Source organism: Archaeoglobus sp., assembly GCF_017656475.1.
In the GTDB taxonomy this organism is placed as follows: domain Archaea; phylum Halobacteriota; class Archaeoglobi; order Archaeoglobales; family Archaeoglobaceae; genus Archaeoglobus.
The window spans coordinates 19,627-34,494 of the sequence record NZ_JACDNT010000002.1 but is presented as its reverse complement, the minus strand read 5'-3'; the positions used below and the strand labels follow the sequence as shown (position 1 = coordinate 34,494).

Sequence of the window (14,868 nt, the reverse complement as noted above, 5' to 3'; positions counted from 1 at the left end):
AAAATATTTTCAGAATGGTCTATTGCTGGCATTAAGCTTTGGTAATTTCTTTTTTGAAAGAAAATTTTAAGATTGGTCTACGGAACTCATTGCGTGAGGTGGCTGGCCTTTGCTGTCGTTTTGATCCTTGTAATTTCTCCTGCCTTTGCAGCGGAGGTAAACATCTTTATCGACAAGGAGAGTGTAAATCTCGGAGATCAGGTCAGATTTCAGGTTTATCTGGATGTAAATCGGTCAGTTGACATCGCTGTTGTGGGAGAGGATGATGGTGAGTTGCTCTGCCACGTTGATGAGGGAGAGGATATTTACGACAAATGCGGGGAAGAGTGGACTTTCATCATTCCGGAAGACTGGGAGGAGGGAACTTACCATTTGAAGGTTGTGATTGACGACACAGAGCCAGAAGAGCATGTAGAAGACTTCAAAGTTATCAGACCGAAAATAACGGAGTTTGAGCTAAAGGAGCTTGTTTATCAGAGCAGAACCGAACTGGAGGTGCTGGTGGAGAGTGCAAATCCGGCGAAGTTGAAGCTCAGGTTTTACGGAAACAACGCCGAGCTGTACTACGAAAAAACTGCTGATTTTGAGGAGCAGGACAACATCTACTCAGCAAAGTTTGACCTGAATTTGAGGGAAATGTATGAGAGAACGGGAGACATCGCTGATACCGTAAAGCCCGGAGAGTATGTTGTTGACTTAAAACTTGAATATGGCGGGAAAGTATGGGACTCAAAGAGAATATCGGTCTTGATTGTTGAACCAGAATTTGAGTTCTCTGCTCCAGACAAAATTAAGGTTGGAGAACCGTTAACTGTTAGCATCAGTTCAAACAGAATTGGGGAGGCTGAATATGATGGAATACTGGTTGTGCTTGCCGGTAAAAACTCCGTGATGTACAAGAAGGTTTACCTTGACGAGAACGGAAAAGCAAAAGTGCAGTTCGAGACTGCTGGACTGGAAGCGGGCAAGTACACAGTTTATGTGAGAGACACCTCCAAAACCTCAACCCTATCAATCTCAGACCTGGCAAAGAACTACTACGACCTCCCTCCAGACAACAGCTTTTCGAGGATAATACAGGCTGATGATGACGTCCTTCAAAAGAAGGATGTCTGGATCGTTAAAGAGGAGGAGAAAAGTGTTAAAATGTACGTTCAGCCATCAAAGGCTGAAATTTTTAATGGCACTTACCTGACCTTCAAGGTACTAATTGACAAGGAAATGAAGCTATCATCGTACGATTTTACTCTGTTTATCTCAGGAAAATGTGTGAAAATCGAATCTGTAAAAATGCCAGATAAGTTCAAGCCGCTTGAGAAATCTCTGCATCCGGACTATCTCAAAATCAGCGCCTACAGTATGGAGAAACCGAACACAAACCTGCTTGCGGAAGTGAAGGTTAGAGCTCAGCAACTTGGAGAATGCTGGTTGAAAATTAAGAATGCTGGAATTTATGATGGAAGTGGAGACTACGTCGCTATCACCACTAACGATGCTTACGTGGTAGTTAAAGAGGGAAAGGAAGAGGATGGCACCATTAACGTCAACATTTCTGCCTCGGAAAATGTCTCAGCCACTCTAACTTTAACGCCCAACAAGACCACTGAAACGACGACGGAAAAAACTCCAGAAACACCGTCATCCAATCCAACTCAGCCTGTCTCGATGAATGTTGGTGAAATTGACTACACCAAGGTTTTCATGTTCACTGCCGGATTTCTTGCTACATACACAGCCGGAAAGGTTTTGAGGAAGAGGCTATCTTCAAAGGGAGGCAAACGTTAAATATTGCCGGGTTGCCATCAGGCCATGGGCACGGTTAAACCTGCATATATCAAGGTTATCGCGAGGGAATTGTTGAAGAAGTATCCGGAAGTGTTCACAGGAAACTTCGACGAGAACAAGAGGCTTGTTGCGGAGCTTACCAACATTCAGAGCAAGACCGTAAGGAATAGAGTTGCTGGCTACATCACGAGGAAGGTAAACAGAGGGTTGGTCAATGTTTGAAGGCGTTATTCCCGCAATGGTAACGCCTTTCAAGGAGGACTTCAGCGTCGACTACGAGGGAATCGCGAGAAATCTGGACTGCCTTGAAAAGTACGTCAATGCACTCGTTCCGGCTGGGACTACTGGAGAAGCTGCAACGCTGAGCTACGAGGAGCACATAGAGGTTGTGAGGTATGTTGCAGAGACATCAAAACTTCCCGTTATCGGCGGTGCAGGTTCCAACTCGACAAGAGAGGCATTGTACCTCGCAAAAGAGGTTGAGAAGGCTGGGGCAGATGCAGCAATGCTCGTAACGCCTTACTACAACAAACCAAATCAGGAGGGGCTTTACCAGCACTACAAGACTGTCGCGTCTGAAGTCTCAATCCCAATCATCGTTTACAATGTTCCGAGCAGAACCGGCATAAACACAACACCAGAACTTGTTAGAAGGCTGGCAGAGATCGACAACATCGTGGCGATAAAGGAGGCAAGCGGAAACCTCAAGCAGATATCAGAAATCATAAGAACAACTCCTGACGACTTTGCTCTCCTTTCTGGTGACGACTTCCTCACGCTGCCGATTCTCTGTCTCGGAGGGACAGGAGTTATCAGCGTTGCGGCAAATGTTGCCCCACACCTGATGAAGGAAATGTATGAAGCGTTCAAGAAGGGAGACATGAAGAAGGCGGTGGAAATGCACCACAAGCTAACTCCACTTTTCGACGTGCTTTTCATCGACACAAATCCGATTCCTGTGAAGAAGGCGCTCGAACTCATGGGTCTCGCAGCGGGGAAGCCAAGACTGCCTTTAGTTGAGCTTTCCGAGGATAAGACGGAGAAGGTCAGACAGGTTCTCAAGAATCTTGAGCTGATTTAGCTGCATATTTTATATACTCTCTCTCAATTTACTTTATGCGAGTTGCTGTTTCCGGTGCAGCGGGCAGAATGGGCAGACTTGTTGTTAAAAACGCCGTTCTGGAAGGGTTAGAAGTAGTTCAGGCCTTTGACATCAATGAAGTTGGAAAGGATGCTGGTGAACTTGCAGGAGTTGGAAAAATCGGTGTTCCAATTCAGGATGATATTTCAAAGCTTGATGCGGATGTCCTGATAGACTTCACGACTGCAGAGGCAGCGATAAAGAACGTGGAAATTGCTGCTGAGAAGGGTGTAAGGGTCGTCATGGGCACAACCGGCTTCACCGAGGAAGAGAGGAAGAGGCTTGCTGAGCTGGCAGAGAAAGTTCCTATGATCATCTCACCAAATTTCAGTCTTGGCGTTAACGTCTTCTGGAAAATTGTTGAGTATGCCGCTTCAATGCTCTACGAATGGGATGCCGAGATTGTCGAAATTCACCATAGGCACAAGAGGGACTCTCCAAGCGGAACTGCATTGAAAATTGCCGAAATAATCAGGAAGGTGAAGGGAAAGAAGGGGCTGGAGGCTGAGCTGAAGACTTGCAGAGAAGGCATCTCGCCGAGAGAGAACGAGATTGGAGTTTTTGGAGTGAGGGGTGGAGACGTCGTTGGGGAGCATACCGTCTACTTTCTCGGAAGTGGGGAGAGGATTGAGCTCACTCACAGGGCTATGAGCAGGGAGTGCTTTGCGATGGGGGCTGTTAAGGCAGCAAAGTGGATTGCAAGCGTTGATAAACCGGGACTTTACACCATGGACGATTTTCTTGGATTGTAGATTTATTCAGAATCTCTCATTTTTTAACCGACTGGCAGCGAAACTCTCAGACCTGTTGATGGCTTCTGCAATTTTCGGATAATTTGAATTTAAAGTGGATGTATAAGGGTAACACGAAGACTTAATATAATATGAAAAAAGTTCATATATTTTTGCGTTCACAAGCTTAAGTGAAGGCTTACAGGTACCGTTGGGTAGTATTCGGTGTGATGGCTTTGATTTACTTCTTCGTGTACTTCCACCGAACTTCCCCGGCTGTACTTGCAACCACACTTATGGGTGAATTTGCCGTTACTGCACTTGCTGTGGGCGTTCTCTCGTCTGCTTACTTTTACCCCTACGGAGTGATGCAGATTCCTGTGGGATATCTCTCGGACACTAAAGGGCCAAGGTTAATAACGACAGTGTTTACACTGATCGCTTTCCTTGGTACACTGCTGTTTGCATTGTCGCCAACGTTTGAGGTTGCCATTTTGGGCAGACTCCTGATAGGTGTGGGCGTGTCTGGAGTTTACATACCAACGATAAAGATACTTTCCCAGTGGTTTAAAGACGATGAATTTGCCACACTGACAGGCGTGCTGTTTGCCGTGGGCAACGTGGGCGCTCTTGCCTCGGCATATCCTCTTGCAGCGATGGTGTCGGCGTTCGGATGGAGGGGTACCTTTTTCCTGATCGGAGCAATTACGCTTGTCCTTGCTCTCAGTTGCTGGATCTTCGTAAGAGATTCGCCTGGAGGAGTTTTGGAAACAAACATGAAGGGTGAAAAGTTTTCGACCAATTTTCGCGTGGTTGTTCAGAACCCTGTAGTGTGGTTGATTGCAACTTCAGCATTTTTGAGATATGGTATAGTTATGGGCTACCAGGGGCTCTGGGGAGGGCCGTATCTAATGGATGTTTACGGTATGCAGAGGGAAGAGGCTGGAGGAGTGCTGATGATGGTGGGCGTTGGAACAATTTTCGGAGCACCGGTGATAGGTTTTCTCTCTGACAAAGTCATCAGGACGAGAAAGTGGTTCCTTGTTGCTGCAGGGCTTGGGTTTACATTTACAATGGCTCCACTCGTTTTCCTCACTGCAAACCTTTCAGTTGCTCAGCTTTACATGATATCATTTCTAATTGGACTTTTCAGCGCTGCAGGACCGGTTGCGTATGCGCTAATCAAAGAATCTTACCCGCTGGAGGTTACCGGGCTGGCTACGAGCATCGTGAATGTTTTTCCCTTCTTTGGTGGCGCCGTTTTTCAGGTTTTCATGGGCTATCTGATGGACACAGTTGGAATGGTTGGCAAGTCCTATCCACCTGAAGCGTACTCCTTGGCATTTTCATTCTGCCTTGTAGCATCCTTGGCTTCTGCGGTGCTGATTTTATTTGTCCATGAAAAACGATAAGCTTTTTTAAATCACACGAATTTGTGGGAGTAATGATAATTGGAATAGACGTTGGTGGTACCAATACGGATGCCGCTATAGTTTCTGACGAGATCAAAACTATCAAGCTTCCGAATGAAGCTGGAATAGGTGGAATTCTCAAGGAAATTTCAAAAGAGGCAAACCTGATAGAGGAAAAGGTCGTCGTAAGTACGTCGTGGCCCCTAAATCTTATCATTTCAAAATTTAGCGAATACCGCACCCTCAGCTTAGTTGTACCGGGGCCGGGATTGAATTACTCTGAGTATGGTGAGGTTGTTAAGGGCTATGTCAACCACAGGGGAGATGTTGTTGAGGACATTGATGAATACGAAATAGCCGCAACCTTTAGGGAAAACTCATACGATAATGTGGCAATCTCATCAAAATTCTCAGTTAGGAATGGCAGTTTAGAGGAAAAAATAGCCGAGATTGTTAGAAACTATGTGGATGATTACAGAATTGCCCTGAGTCACTACGCTGGGGGTATGAACTTCCCTGCCAGGATTCACACTACTGTGGTTAATGCAAAGATAAAGGAGACGGTTTTCAGGCTTACTGAGCTAATAAAAAAGTATGCAGGTGATTTCTATTACTTCAAAGGAGATGGAGGGATTATACCCTACTCGATAGCTCTCAACAATCCTTCGGAGCTTTACAACTCCTCTCCAGCCGCTGTGGCTCTTGGTGCAGTTTATCTGACCGGCGAGAAGAATGCTCTGGTTGTGGACATAGGTGGCACCTCCACAGACTTCGTAGAAGTTGTTGATGGGATGCCGAAAATAGTTGAGGGGATAGAACTTGCGGGCAGAAAGACTTTGATAAGGTGTGTTGATTCGGTCAGCATTCCTTTTGGCGGTGATTCAGTAGTTGAGAACGGGAAGCTCACTCCAATCAGCTCCAAATCTCTTGCGTTTGGAGGAGAGAAGTTCACGCTCACCGACGCGTTGAACTGTGCGGGATACGAGATTGGAGATTATAGAGCCTCGAGGAAGTTTGAGTGTGATGTTGAGAGCGTTTTGAATCAATTTGTTTCGCTTGCAGCGACAACGGTGAAGGAAATTGGGTGTGATAAGATAATAGGTACGGGCTACTTGGCTCCTTATCTCATTTCGGAGGTTGCAAAGGCTGCAAAAGTTGACTGCATAATTCCCGACCACTACGAGTCAGCAAATGCCGTTGGTGTTGCAGTTTCGAGGGTGAGCATGACCCTATATGTCCGTATCGACACGGAGAAAGGATTTGCAGCTTACAACGGTCACACAGAACCCTGCCCCTTCAAGCCCGGCAGCTTGCCCGATGACGAGCAGCTACTGGATGTTGCGAGGGAGAAGGTTGTTGAGGTTGCAAAAAGGTTCGGGGCGAGAGATGAGGAGCTCGGCAAAGTTAAAACCGTTTACTTCAACTCTTTTACAGTTGTTAGGGGAGGAATGAAGAGGGGTGTTATTGCCGACGTCATCGTTCAGATAGAGCCGGGAATCAGGTATGGAGGAATATAAGCCTTTTTTTGATGCTGTTGACGAGCTTAAGGAAAAATCGAAGAACGGGTGGGTTGTGGTTGTAGAGGGGAAAAAGGATGTGAAATCTTTAAGAGCCATAGGTGTCAGCGGTGAGATATTTGTTTTTACAGGCTTTGCTTCAACTGCCGACACTTTGAAGGACAGTGACGTCATAATTCTGACCGACTTTGACTCTAAAGGGATGGAGATAGAGAAGGGACTTGTAGAGGCTTTGAGAAGTTACGGGAAGATGCCAGATGTAGAAATCAAGAGAAAAATTTTCGGCAACGTTAGAAAGGAGATTACTAAGGTTGAAGAAATTTCTGCGTTCTACGAAAAGATAAAGGAGATTAGAGTTTAGTAGCCAGGTTCAAAAGGCAGAATGGAGAAAACCTTTGCATCTTCAACCATATTGTCTATCACGCAGTACTCGTTGGCTTGATGGGCTACACCATCTGCTGTACACCACGCAGCAGTTTCTGTAAATCCGCTTTTCCTGAAAAACGATGCGCACGTATTCCCTCCAATTCCGTAAACTCCTGGTCTGAAACCTCTGAGTTCTTCAATTGTGTTCCTCAACTTTTCGATTATCTGAGCGTTTTCAGGAGTGGGTGGGGATGAGACCTTCTGCACAATTTCAATCTCTATCTTGCTGTTGCCTTTCATCTGATGGAAGCTTCTTATGTCCTCTATGTAGTCAAGTACTTCTTCTACATGGTAGTCAGGAATTATTCTGCAGTCCATGTAGCTGACGTCTAACCCAGGAATCGTGTTTATGTTGTCGACATTCTTTTCCCTCTTTGTAGGCTCGAAAGTTGAATAGGGTGGAACAAAGAGCTCGTTTTTACCATTAAACTTCGAATGGAGCTTTTTGTCCAGATCCAGTATGAATTCCATTGCCCTTCTGCTTGCGTTCAAACCTGAGGGCATGCTTGCGTGACTCTGCTGGCCATGCACAACGAATTTCAGCCATAATATGCTTTTTTCTGCTATCTCTATCATGTCACCCTTTGGAGTTCCAATATCTGGTATCACGAACAAGTCTTCTTTATCAAAAATTTTCTGCTTCAGGACGTGTTTTATCCCGTAGTTGCTCCCTGCCTCCTCATCCGCAACGAAAACGAGGCCAAGAGTGTATTTCGGAGTCAATCCACTCTCAATAATAGCCTTTGCCGCATAAAGTGACGAGACTATGCTCTGCCCGTTATCCTCAGCTCCCCTTCCAAAAATTTTTCCCTCCTTAACAACGCCCTTGAAAGGTGGTGTTTCCCAGAGCCTCTCGTCACCCTCAGGAACGACATCGAGATGGGATACAATCCAGATTGTTTTTTCGAGAACGCCTTTTACTTTGGCCACTATGTTAGGCCTAAGACCGTCACTAACCCTCTCATCCTCAACATCGTACCTCTCGACCACATCAAAACCGTCGAGGAGTTTCATAAGATACTCTGCCTTTTTGTACTCCCCGTCTCCTCCGAATTCAGGTGCTATCGCTTTTATTTCAATAAGATCACAGAGTGTTTTTACCATGTCATCCCTGAAGCCCTCAACTGCATCCAGCACCTTCATGTTTCCCCCTTTATTCTTTCTTTAATTTCAGAAATTAGTTTTTTGGCCTCTTCAACGACGAACTCATCCTCCGTGGATTTTGTTAACATTTCCAGCTCGGCCATCACGGGAAGGTAAACTCTCAGGTCTCCGTTGGAGTTGCTGTAAACTTTTTTGAGAATGTCGAGCTTCATTCTTGAGTTGAAGTCCTTTTCAAGCTCGTTGTGGAGGTCTCTGAGCATTGAAGCAACCACCTTTCCGTAAGGTGTCAAAGATAAAACCCTCATTCTGCCTTCGGATCTGCTTTCGACGAGGGAGAACCTTTCAAGCTCCCCCAGAACCTTTGAGACATAGCTGTAAGGCGAACCGATGTCATTGGATATCTGAAGAGGGTATATTTTTTCACCGTTCTCCTCAGCTTTGAGGATTCGAAGAATAATCTCTACCGTTCTTTCATGAAGAAACAGCCTTGTAAGGCTCAATTTTACACCTCCTCTTTTATCTTCTTCTCTCTTGTATTTAAAAATTTTCCAAAAGTTAGCCTAAAAGGTGGCTGCCATCGCATGACCTGGATGGAGGTTCGAAGCCTTCCCTGCAGAACCCCACGCTAATCCCAATATTTTCACAGAAGTTCTTTATTCTGTACAGAACCTCTCTACGCATTTTTTCCGGAAAGTACCTGTAAACACCTTTTTCCTCGAAACTAACGTTTTTCAGCCAGAGAAGCCTTTTCCCCATTCTTGCCATTGAATCTGCTTTGAGCTTTAGAGTTGATGTGACGACATGATCAGGCGTAGTCTTCTCAATTATCTCAAACCTCCTGTCGTTAATTCCCGGGATTACAGGATCTAAGCGAAGTATTGCCGGGATTCCAGAGTCTTTTACAGCCTTTAAAGCCTCTATTCGCCTTTCAGTTGAAGGAGCATTCGGCTCAAGTTCATCGAGGCCAGTGATGGTAATGCTGACCGCACTCCTCATTTCGCTGAGAATTTTGAGGTCTCTCAGGACGATATCGCTTTTGGTCACCACCATCAGCCTGACGTCGTATTCTTTTAAAATTTCTATGCACCTCCTTGTTATCTCTCTATATCTTTCAGCGGGAGGGTAGGGATCGGAGCTGTTGGACATTGAAATCAGGGCGTTTGCGGGCAGATCTTTGAGGTCTTTTTCAAGGTTTCTGAATAACCCCTTTTTCTCCCTGAGTCTGTAGAAGTTTGGGATATACGTTGCATAGCAGTAGATGCATCCGTGTGCGCAGCCCGTATATGGGTTAAAGGAGTACTTTTCTGGACATGTGCAAAGAGGGGATTTCCAGGGGTCGAAGGGCCTTATAACTCTCATAGGTACATTTCGCGGTTCAGCAGTGGAATCAAAGCCATTGTGACTGAAATTCTCGATAGCTCAGTTCTCGATATTGCCCCCTTGCTCAGGTAGTGCACCGCTCCCCACTTCCTGCCAAGGTTTTTTATCCCCGAAACCCTCTCCATAACTTCACCAACTTCCTTTCCTTCCATTACCTCCTTAACCACCGATTTTGGGTACTCAAAGCCCGGTCCAAAACCAATCGTGCACTTTTCGCCGTCATAAACCGCGGCAACCTGAAAATCGAGGTAGCCTGAAATGGTGTAATCAAATCTGAAAAGACCCGCCTCTATTCCGACGGAAAAGTCGAATTTTGGAGAATAGGATTTCTTTGCCCTCTCAATTGCCCCTCTGATTGTTTCGCTGTTAAATGGCTGAGGTGGGACGTCAGTATTGACTTCAACACCAACAACTTCAATCTCATCAAAGTACTGCTTGAAGGCCATCTTTGTCCCTTCAATCTTCGTTGGATTCTTTGAACCCACAACGACCCTTATCATTTTCCACCTCAAACCTTTACCCTCTCAAAGCACAGGTAGTTTTCACCAAAGGCAAAAACCATCTTCTTCTTCACACTCTGGGCGAGCCTTACAGCCCTTGCCAGGTCTATCAGCCTGATTTCCTTTTCGTCAGCAATGTCGATAAGGTACTCGGAGTGTGGCAGGTCGTCAACACTCTCGACCTTTTTGTAAACTCTAAACTCGCTGCCGAACTTGAATCCGGTTTTAACCACAAAACCCCTCTCCTTGAGGTTTCTGTAAACCTCGTACCTCCTGTCAAAGTTTCTCTCAACTTCCCTTGCCCTCTTAACCAGTTTGGCTTTATCGGCGTTCATCAGCTTGAGCTTTCCGGCTTCGAGGAGATAGAGGCTCTCTATCAGTGATAAAGTTACGAATCCACCTTTTTCACTTCCGTAGAAGTATCTGCTGAAGATCTCTGTCTGTGTAGTAATTACGAATTCATTCGATAAAACTCCGTTTATCTCAGGAAGCTCTTCCGTCTGCCCCCCCATCATTTCGGGCTCATAAACCTTGAAGTAGGTTATCTCACTCTCCTCATCAACGACAGCCAACCTTAACTCGTCAAACTTTCTTGCCTTCTCTGCAATCTCGCCCATTCTGATTACCCTTCTTTCTGAAATGGGTAAATAGGGCTTTTTTGTCAGCAACAGTTCTCCCTGAATCTTCACCCTGTTGCCTCTATCTCTCAAGTCCTCGTAAACGAAGTAGTATGTTGAGAAATCCTCGATTCTGCTCTCAGCCCACCTCAGAACCTCTTCAAACTCTCCAAATCTCTCAATACCCTTAACCTGGAGGTAAACAACTTCAAGAGGATGGAGGTAGATTCTGTCCCCTCTCTTGACGCCAAAACCCCTTCTCTCCAAATTCTTTTTCGCCCTCACCACAGCGAAATCTCCGCTCAGCATGTTGCCTCCAGACTAATCCTCAAGCTCGATTCCATAAACTTTTTCGACATTCTCAACGCAAATCCTGTAGGCAACATCTTCATATCCCATTTCCACCAGCTCTTTAACCTTTCTTGGAACTGTTTTCGGTCCAAGAACTGCTCCAGGTCTTTTTCTGTCATCAATGTAATCCGTCTCAACCGTAAAACGGTCTCCCTGTTCCGCAGCCTTCAGAACGTTTTTGTCGCTGGCAAGAACCGACGGAAAAATCCCTATTTCCTCAAACTCCTTGATGAACGGCGGGGAGAAGTGTTTCACGACCTTCTCTCTTTTAAGCCCAACCTCATCTGCCATCTCTGCTATCTCCACCATCCCCTCCCTCGTGTAGCTCTCCGTATGAAGCTGGACTGCACACCCGACATCTTTTGCAACTTCAAAAGCATGCTTTAAGACTTCATTGCTCAACTGCCAAACCTGCTTGCTGACTGGATAATGTGGTCTCCCCGATTTGAGAGCCACAGCACTTCCCTCTTGGATGTATTTTCCTGCAATCTCCAAAGCTTCCTTCATCATCTCAGCTGCCTTTTCATGGCCAATTTTGTCCCCTATAACCGTGATCTCTGCAGGGTGAACTCCAAGAACTGCATAAGCTTTAACGACTTTGTTCGCCTTGCTGACGAGGTTGATATGTCTCTCAAACACCTCTTTGAAGTCATTACCACTTTTTGGCCTTATTCTGTAGTGGTGGCAGAGCAGGTTGACAAGAAAGACGTGAGTACCTCCAGCATCCTTAAACTGCTCCAGAGCCCTTAACCTGAGGTGGTTGTAGAGGTGCATGTGGTCGTCAGTTATTATCATACTCGCTTTTAGGTGGGGCTGATTATAAACTTCGCTTCTCACTTCCTGTAGTAATCTCAACGAAAAATATTGTGTGATAGCTCTATTTTTGGGCCATTGCCATGCAAACCACTCAGGAATCAGTATTCAAAATCGTCGGGGCTTTTTGGGGGCAGTTCTGGTCACCTTTGTTTTGATGGTAAAACTCCTGCCAATGGAGAGAGTGAGTTATGGACTTCTATAGTTCATCCAAAATAAAATTCTCTTTTATTTTAAACCAGCAAAACCGCGAAAAGCATAAATTGGTTCTGAACAATAATAAAGCATGAAAGTCGTTGTTATCGGCGGTGGAGCGGCAGGGATGAGCGCAGCTTCGAGAGTTAAAGCCTTGCAGCCTGATTGGGAGGTTACGGTTTTTGAAAAGACGAACTTTGTAAGCCACGCTCCTTGTGGAATTCCCTACGTTGTTGAAGGATTGACCGAGACTTCGCATTTGATGTACTACCCACCCGAGTTTTTCAGGGAGAAGAGAGGCATCGATTTGCACATCAACGCAAAAGTTGTTGAGGCCGGAGAGGGATTTGTGAGAGTTGAGGAAAACGGGCAGGAGAAAAAATACGAGTGGGACAAGTTGGTAATAGCAAACGGCGCCTCGCCGAAGCTTCCGCCGATCGAGGGAGTGGAGCTCAAGAACGTCTTCACTGCACATTTACCTCCAGACGCGGAGGCGATAAAAAAGGCTGCCAAAGATAAGAAAGATGTCGTGATAATCGGTGCTGGCTACATTGGTGTTGAGATGAGCGAAGCTTTTGCTGCTCAGGGCAAAAATGTCACACTGATAGGAATATACGACTACCCTCTGCCAAGGCTTGACAGAGAGGTCGGGGAGATAATAAAGGAGAAGATGGCCGAAAGCATAAACCTGCGGATGAATGAAACGGCCGTTGCGATAGAGGGAAAAGATAAGGTTGAGAGAGTTATCACAGACAAGGGAGAGTACAAGGCAGACCTCGTACTAATAGCGGTTGGTGTCAAGCCGAACGTCGAGATTGCAAAACAGCTTGGCTGTAAGATAGGTGAGACGGGAGCAATCTGGACTGACAGTAGGATGCAGACGAGCGTGGAAAACGTCTTTGCAGCAGGTGATTGTGCGGAAACGACCCACATGTTGACGAAAAAGAGAGTCTGGATAGCATTAGCACCTCCCGGCAACAAAATGGGCTATGTCGCGGGAGTAAATGCTGCTGGAGGAAACGTAGAGTTTCCGGGCGTGTTAGGGACGCAGCTTACAAAGTTCTTTGACTTGGAAATTGGCGCTACAGGTTTGACGGAGAAGGCTGCGAAGGCTGAAGGGTATGAGGTTAAAACGGCTGTTGTGAAAGCAAAAACGAAAGTTCACTACTATCCGGGGGCAAAGGATACCTTCCTGAAGGTTGTGGCGGATGCGAACACAAAGAAAATTTTGGGGGCACAGGTGCTGGGAGCGGACGTTGCAATGAGGGTTAATGTCTTTGCCACAATGATTCAGGCCGGGTTCACGACGAAAGATGTTTTCTTTGCAGATCTTGGATACGCTCCCCCATTCACACCCATCTGGGACCCGATTGTTGTTTCGGCGAGAATTCTTAAATTCTAAACTTTATCCTTTTTCATGGGCTGGGTTGAAGAGCTTTCTGAAATAGTTGAGGTCTTTTCCCCATCTGATGCTTACGCTTACGACGAAACGCCACCGCTAATCGCCCCTAAGCCAGTTCAAAACTTTGTAGTTGTGAAACCTGAGAACGCCAATGAGGTTTCAGCTGTGCTTAAGTTCGCAAACAGGCGAAAAATTTCCGTGTTCACAAGAGGAGGTGGGACAGGGCTGAGCGGAGGTGCTGTGCCAACGGAAGAGGGGATTGTACTCTCAACGGAGAGGATGACTGGGCTTGAGGTGGACAGGGAGAACAGGGTGGCAGAATGTGGTGCAGGTGTGACACTGAAGCAGCTTGATGACGCTGCCTTCAAGAACGATTTGAGCTTTCCACTCCACCCTGGAGCAGAAACTGCTACTGTGGGTGGGATGATTGCAACAAATGCGGGAGGTGTTAGGGCTTTAAAGTATGGCACGATGAGAAACTACGTTCTCGGCCTTGAGGTCGTTCTGGCTGACGGCAGAATTTTAGAGCTTGGAGGGAAGACCATAAAGAACTCCTCAGGCTACTCAATCCTTCATCTTCTTGTTGGGAGTGAGGGGACGCTTGGCATTATTACCAGGGCGAAAATCAGACTCTTTCCTCAGCTAAGAGATATGACCGTTCTTGCTGTGCCGTTTCCAACGATGGATAATGCGATGGACTGCGTTGTTGAAATCTCCGCAAGAATGCTACCCTTGGCCCTTGAATTTATGGAAAAAAGAGCTGTTGAAATTGGAGAGAGGGTGAGTGGTGAGAAGTGGGTTAGCAGAGATGGAGAGGCACATCTTCTGATGGTTTTCGAGAGCTTTGATGAAGCAGATGAGGCTGCAAAAATTGCCCAAAATTTTGGTGCGATTGATGTTTATGCTGCCACCACGAAAAAAGACCGGGACAGGCTGCTGAGAGTCAGAGGTTTGATTTATGAGGGATTGAGAAAAGACATCATTGAAATTCTCGATGCCTGCCTGCCTCCGGCCAAAATAGCGGAATACTGGAGAAGGAGCAATGAACTCGCCGAGAAATATGGAGTAGACATCATCACTTACGGTCATGCCGGAGATGGGAACATTCACCAGCATCCTTTGATCTACGACGGATGGGAGAAGAGCTATTTTGAGTTTAGGAAGGAATTGTTGAAGCTCGCTGTAAGCTTTGGTGGTGTGATCAGTGGTGAACACGGCATTGGAGCTGTGAAAACATCTGAGCTACGGGAGTTTTTCCCTGAGCAGTTCGATCTTATGAGGAGGATAAAGCTCCTCTTTGATCCAAACAACATACTGAATCCCGGTAAGGTTGTGGGAAAAATATAAACATGCTAAGGCAAGTCAAATTGGTGTGATGGAGTTAATAATCTATGGAAATATGGAAAAACTGCTGACAATACTTCTGCAGTAACAGAGGGAAAAGAGTGGTAATTGGAAAAGATCAAGCTGATTCTTTTGCTTTGCTTAAAATTC

At 46.0% G+C, this 14,868-nt stretch carries 15 protein-coding genes; 9 read left to right on the top strand and 6 right to left on the bottom strand.

Going from position 1 to position 14,868, the window contains the following annotated elements:
* Positions 1 to 93 precede the first annotated feature (93 nt).
* From H0Z19_RS00830 to H0Z19_RS00800, 7 genes are all read left to right on the top strand, one after another.
* A complete protein-coding gene (locus H0Z19_RS00830) occupies positions 94 to 1,785 on the top strand; it encodes a hypothetical protein (protein ID WP_290722857.1) in 1,692 nt (563 codons plus the stop codon).
* Positions 1,786 to 1,809: 24 nt separating this feature from the next.
* The gene (locus H0Z19_RS00825; protein WP_290722855.1) at positions 1,810 to 2,007 is read left to right on the top strand and encodes a 30S ribosomal protein S17e; all 198 of its coding nucleotides are present in this window, start codon (positions 1,810 to 1,812) and stop codon (positions 2,005 to 2,007) included.
* A complete protein-coding gene (dapA, locus tag H0Z19_RS00820; RefSeq protein ID WP_290722853.1) occupies positions 2,000 to 2,866 on the top strand; it encodes a 4-hydroxy-tetrahydrodipicolinate synthase in 867 nt (288 codons plus the stop codon). The genes H0Z19_RS00825 and dapA overlap by 8 nt, the downstream gene beginning before the upstream one ends.
* 35 nt (positions 2,867 to 2,901) lie before the next feature.
* Positions 2,902 to 3,678, top strand: a complete 777-nt coding sequence (gene dapB, locus H0Z19_RS00815) for a 4-hydroxy-tetrahydrodipicolinate reductase (RefSeq protein ID WP_290722850.1) — start codon at positions 2,902 to 2,904, stop codon at positions 3,676 to 3,678.
* A gap of 170 nt (positions 3,679 to 3,848) precedes the next feature.
* Entirely contained in the window at positions 3,849 to 5,069 is a 1,221-nt protein-coding gene (locus H0Z19_RS00810) for an MFS transporter (RefSeq protein WP_290722848.1), read from the top strand.
* A 32-nt stretch (positions 5,070 to 5,101) separates the two neighbouring features.
* Entirely contained in the window at positions 5,102 to 6,586 is a 1,485-nt protein-coding gene (locus tag H0Z19_RS00805) for a hydantoinase/oxoprolinase family protein (protein WP_290722846.1), read from the top strand.
* Entirely contained in the window at positions 6,573 to 6,947 is a 375-nt protein-coding gene (locus H0Z19_RS00800) for a toprim domain-containing protein (protein ID WP_290722844.1), read from the top strand. The genes H0Z19_RS00805 and H0Z19_RS00800 overlap by 14 nt, the downstream gene beginning before the upstream one ends.
* On the opposite strand, the gene H0Z19_RS00795 is transcribed toward H0Z19_RS00800, so the two are convergent.
* From H0Z19_RS00795 to H0Z19_RS00770, 6 genes are read right to left on the bottom strand one after another with little or no spacing between them, the layout of a single operon-like run.
* Complete coding sequence (locus H0Z19_RS00795) at positions 6,944 to 8,155, bottom strand: M20 family metallo-hydrolase (RefSeq protein ID WP_290722842.1); 1,212 nt, start codon at positions 8,153 to 8,155, stop codon at positions 6,944 to 6,946. The genes H0Z19_RS00800 and H0Z19_RS00795 overlap by 4 nt on opposite strands.
* A complete protein-coding gene (locus tag H0Z19_RS00790; protein ID WP_290722841.1) occupies positions 8,152 to 8,616 on the bottom strand; it encodes a winged helix-turn-helix domain-containing protein in 465 nt (154 codons plus the stop codon). The genes H0Z19_RS00795 and H0Z19_RS00790 overlap by 4 nt, the downstream gene beginning before the upstream one ends.
* 55 nt (positions 8,617 to 8,671) lie before the next feature.
* Positions 8,672 to 9,475, bottom strand: a complete 804-nt coding sequence (locus H0Z19_RS00785) for a radical SAM protein (RefSeq protein WP_290722838.1) — start codon at positions 9,473 to 9,475, stop codon at positions 8,672 to 8,674.
* Entirely contained in the window at positions 9,472 to 9,996 is a 525-nt protein-coding gene (gene yjjX, locus H0Z19_RS00780) for an inosine/xanthosine triphosphatase (protein WP_290722837.1), read from the bottom strand. Before yjjX ends, H0Z19_RS00785 begins: the two co-directional genes overlap by 4 nt.
* An 8-nt stretch (positions 9,997 to 10,004) precedes the next feature.
* Positions 10,005 to 10,922, bottom strand: coding sequence for a tRNA-intron lyase (gene endA, locus H0Z19_RS00775; protein ID WP_290722835.1), 918 nt, complete (start codon positions 10,920 to 10,922; stop codon positions 10,005 to 10,007).
* A gap of 12 nt (positions 10,923 to 10,934) precedes the next feature.
* Complete coding sequence (locus H0Z19_RS00770) at positions 10,935 to 11,759, bottom strand: TatD family hydrolase (protein ID WP_290722833.1); 825 nt, start codon at positions 11,757 to 11,759, stop codon at positions 10,935 to 10,937.
* Positions 11,760 to 12,063: 304 nt separating this feature from the next.
* Here H0Z19_RS00770 and H0Z19_RS00765 point away from each other — a divergent pair, with 304 nt between their 5' ends.
* On the top strand, positions 12,064 to 13,374 hold the full coding sequence (locus H0Z19_RS00765; RefSeq protein WP_290722832.1) for an FAD-dependent oxidoreductase: 1,311 nt from the start codon (positions 12,064 to 12,066) through the stop codon (positions 13,372 to 13,374).
* Between the two features lie 15 nt (positions 13,375 to 13,389).
* The gene (dld, locus tag H0Z19_RS00760; RefSeq protein ID WP_290722830.1) at positions 13,390 to 14,721 is read left to right on the top strand and encodes a D-lactate dehydrogenase; all 1,332 of its coding nucleotides are present in this window, start codon (positions 13,390 to 13,392) and stop codon (positions 14,719 to 14,721) included.
* Positions 14,722 to 14,868 lie beyond the last annotated feature (147 nt).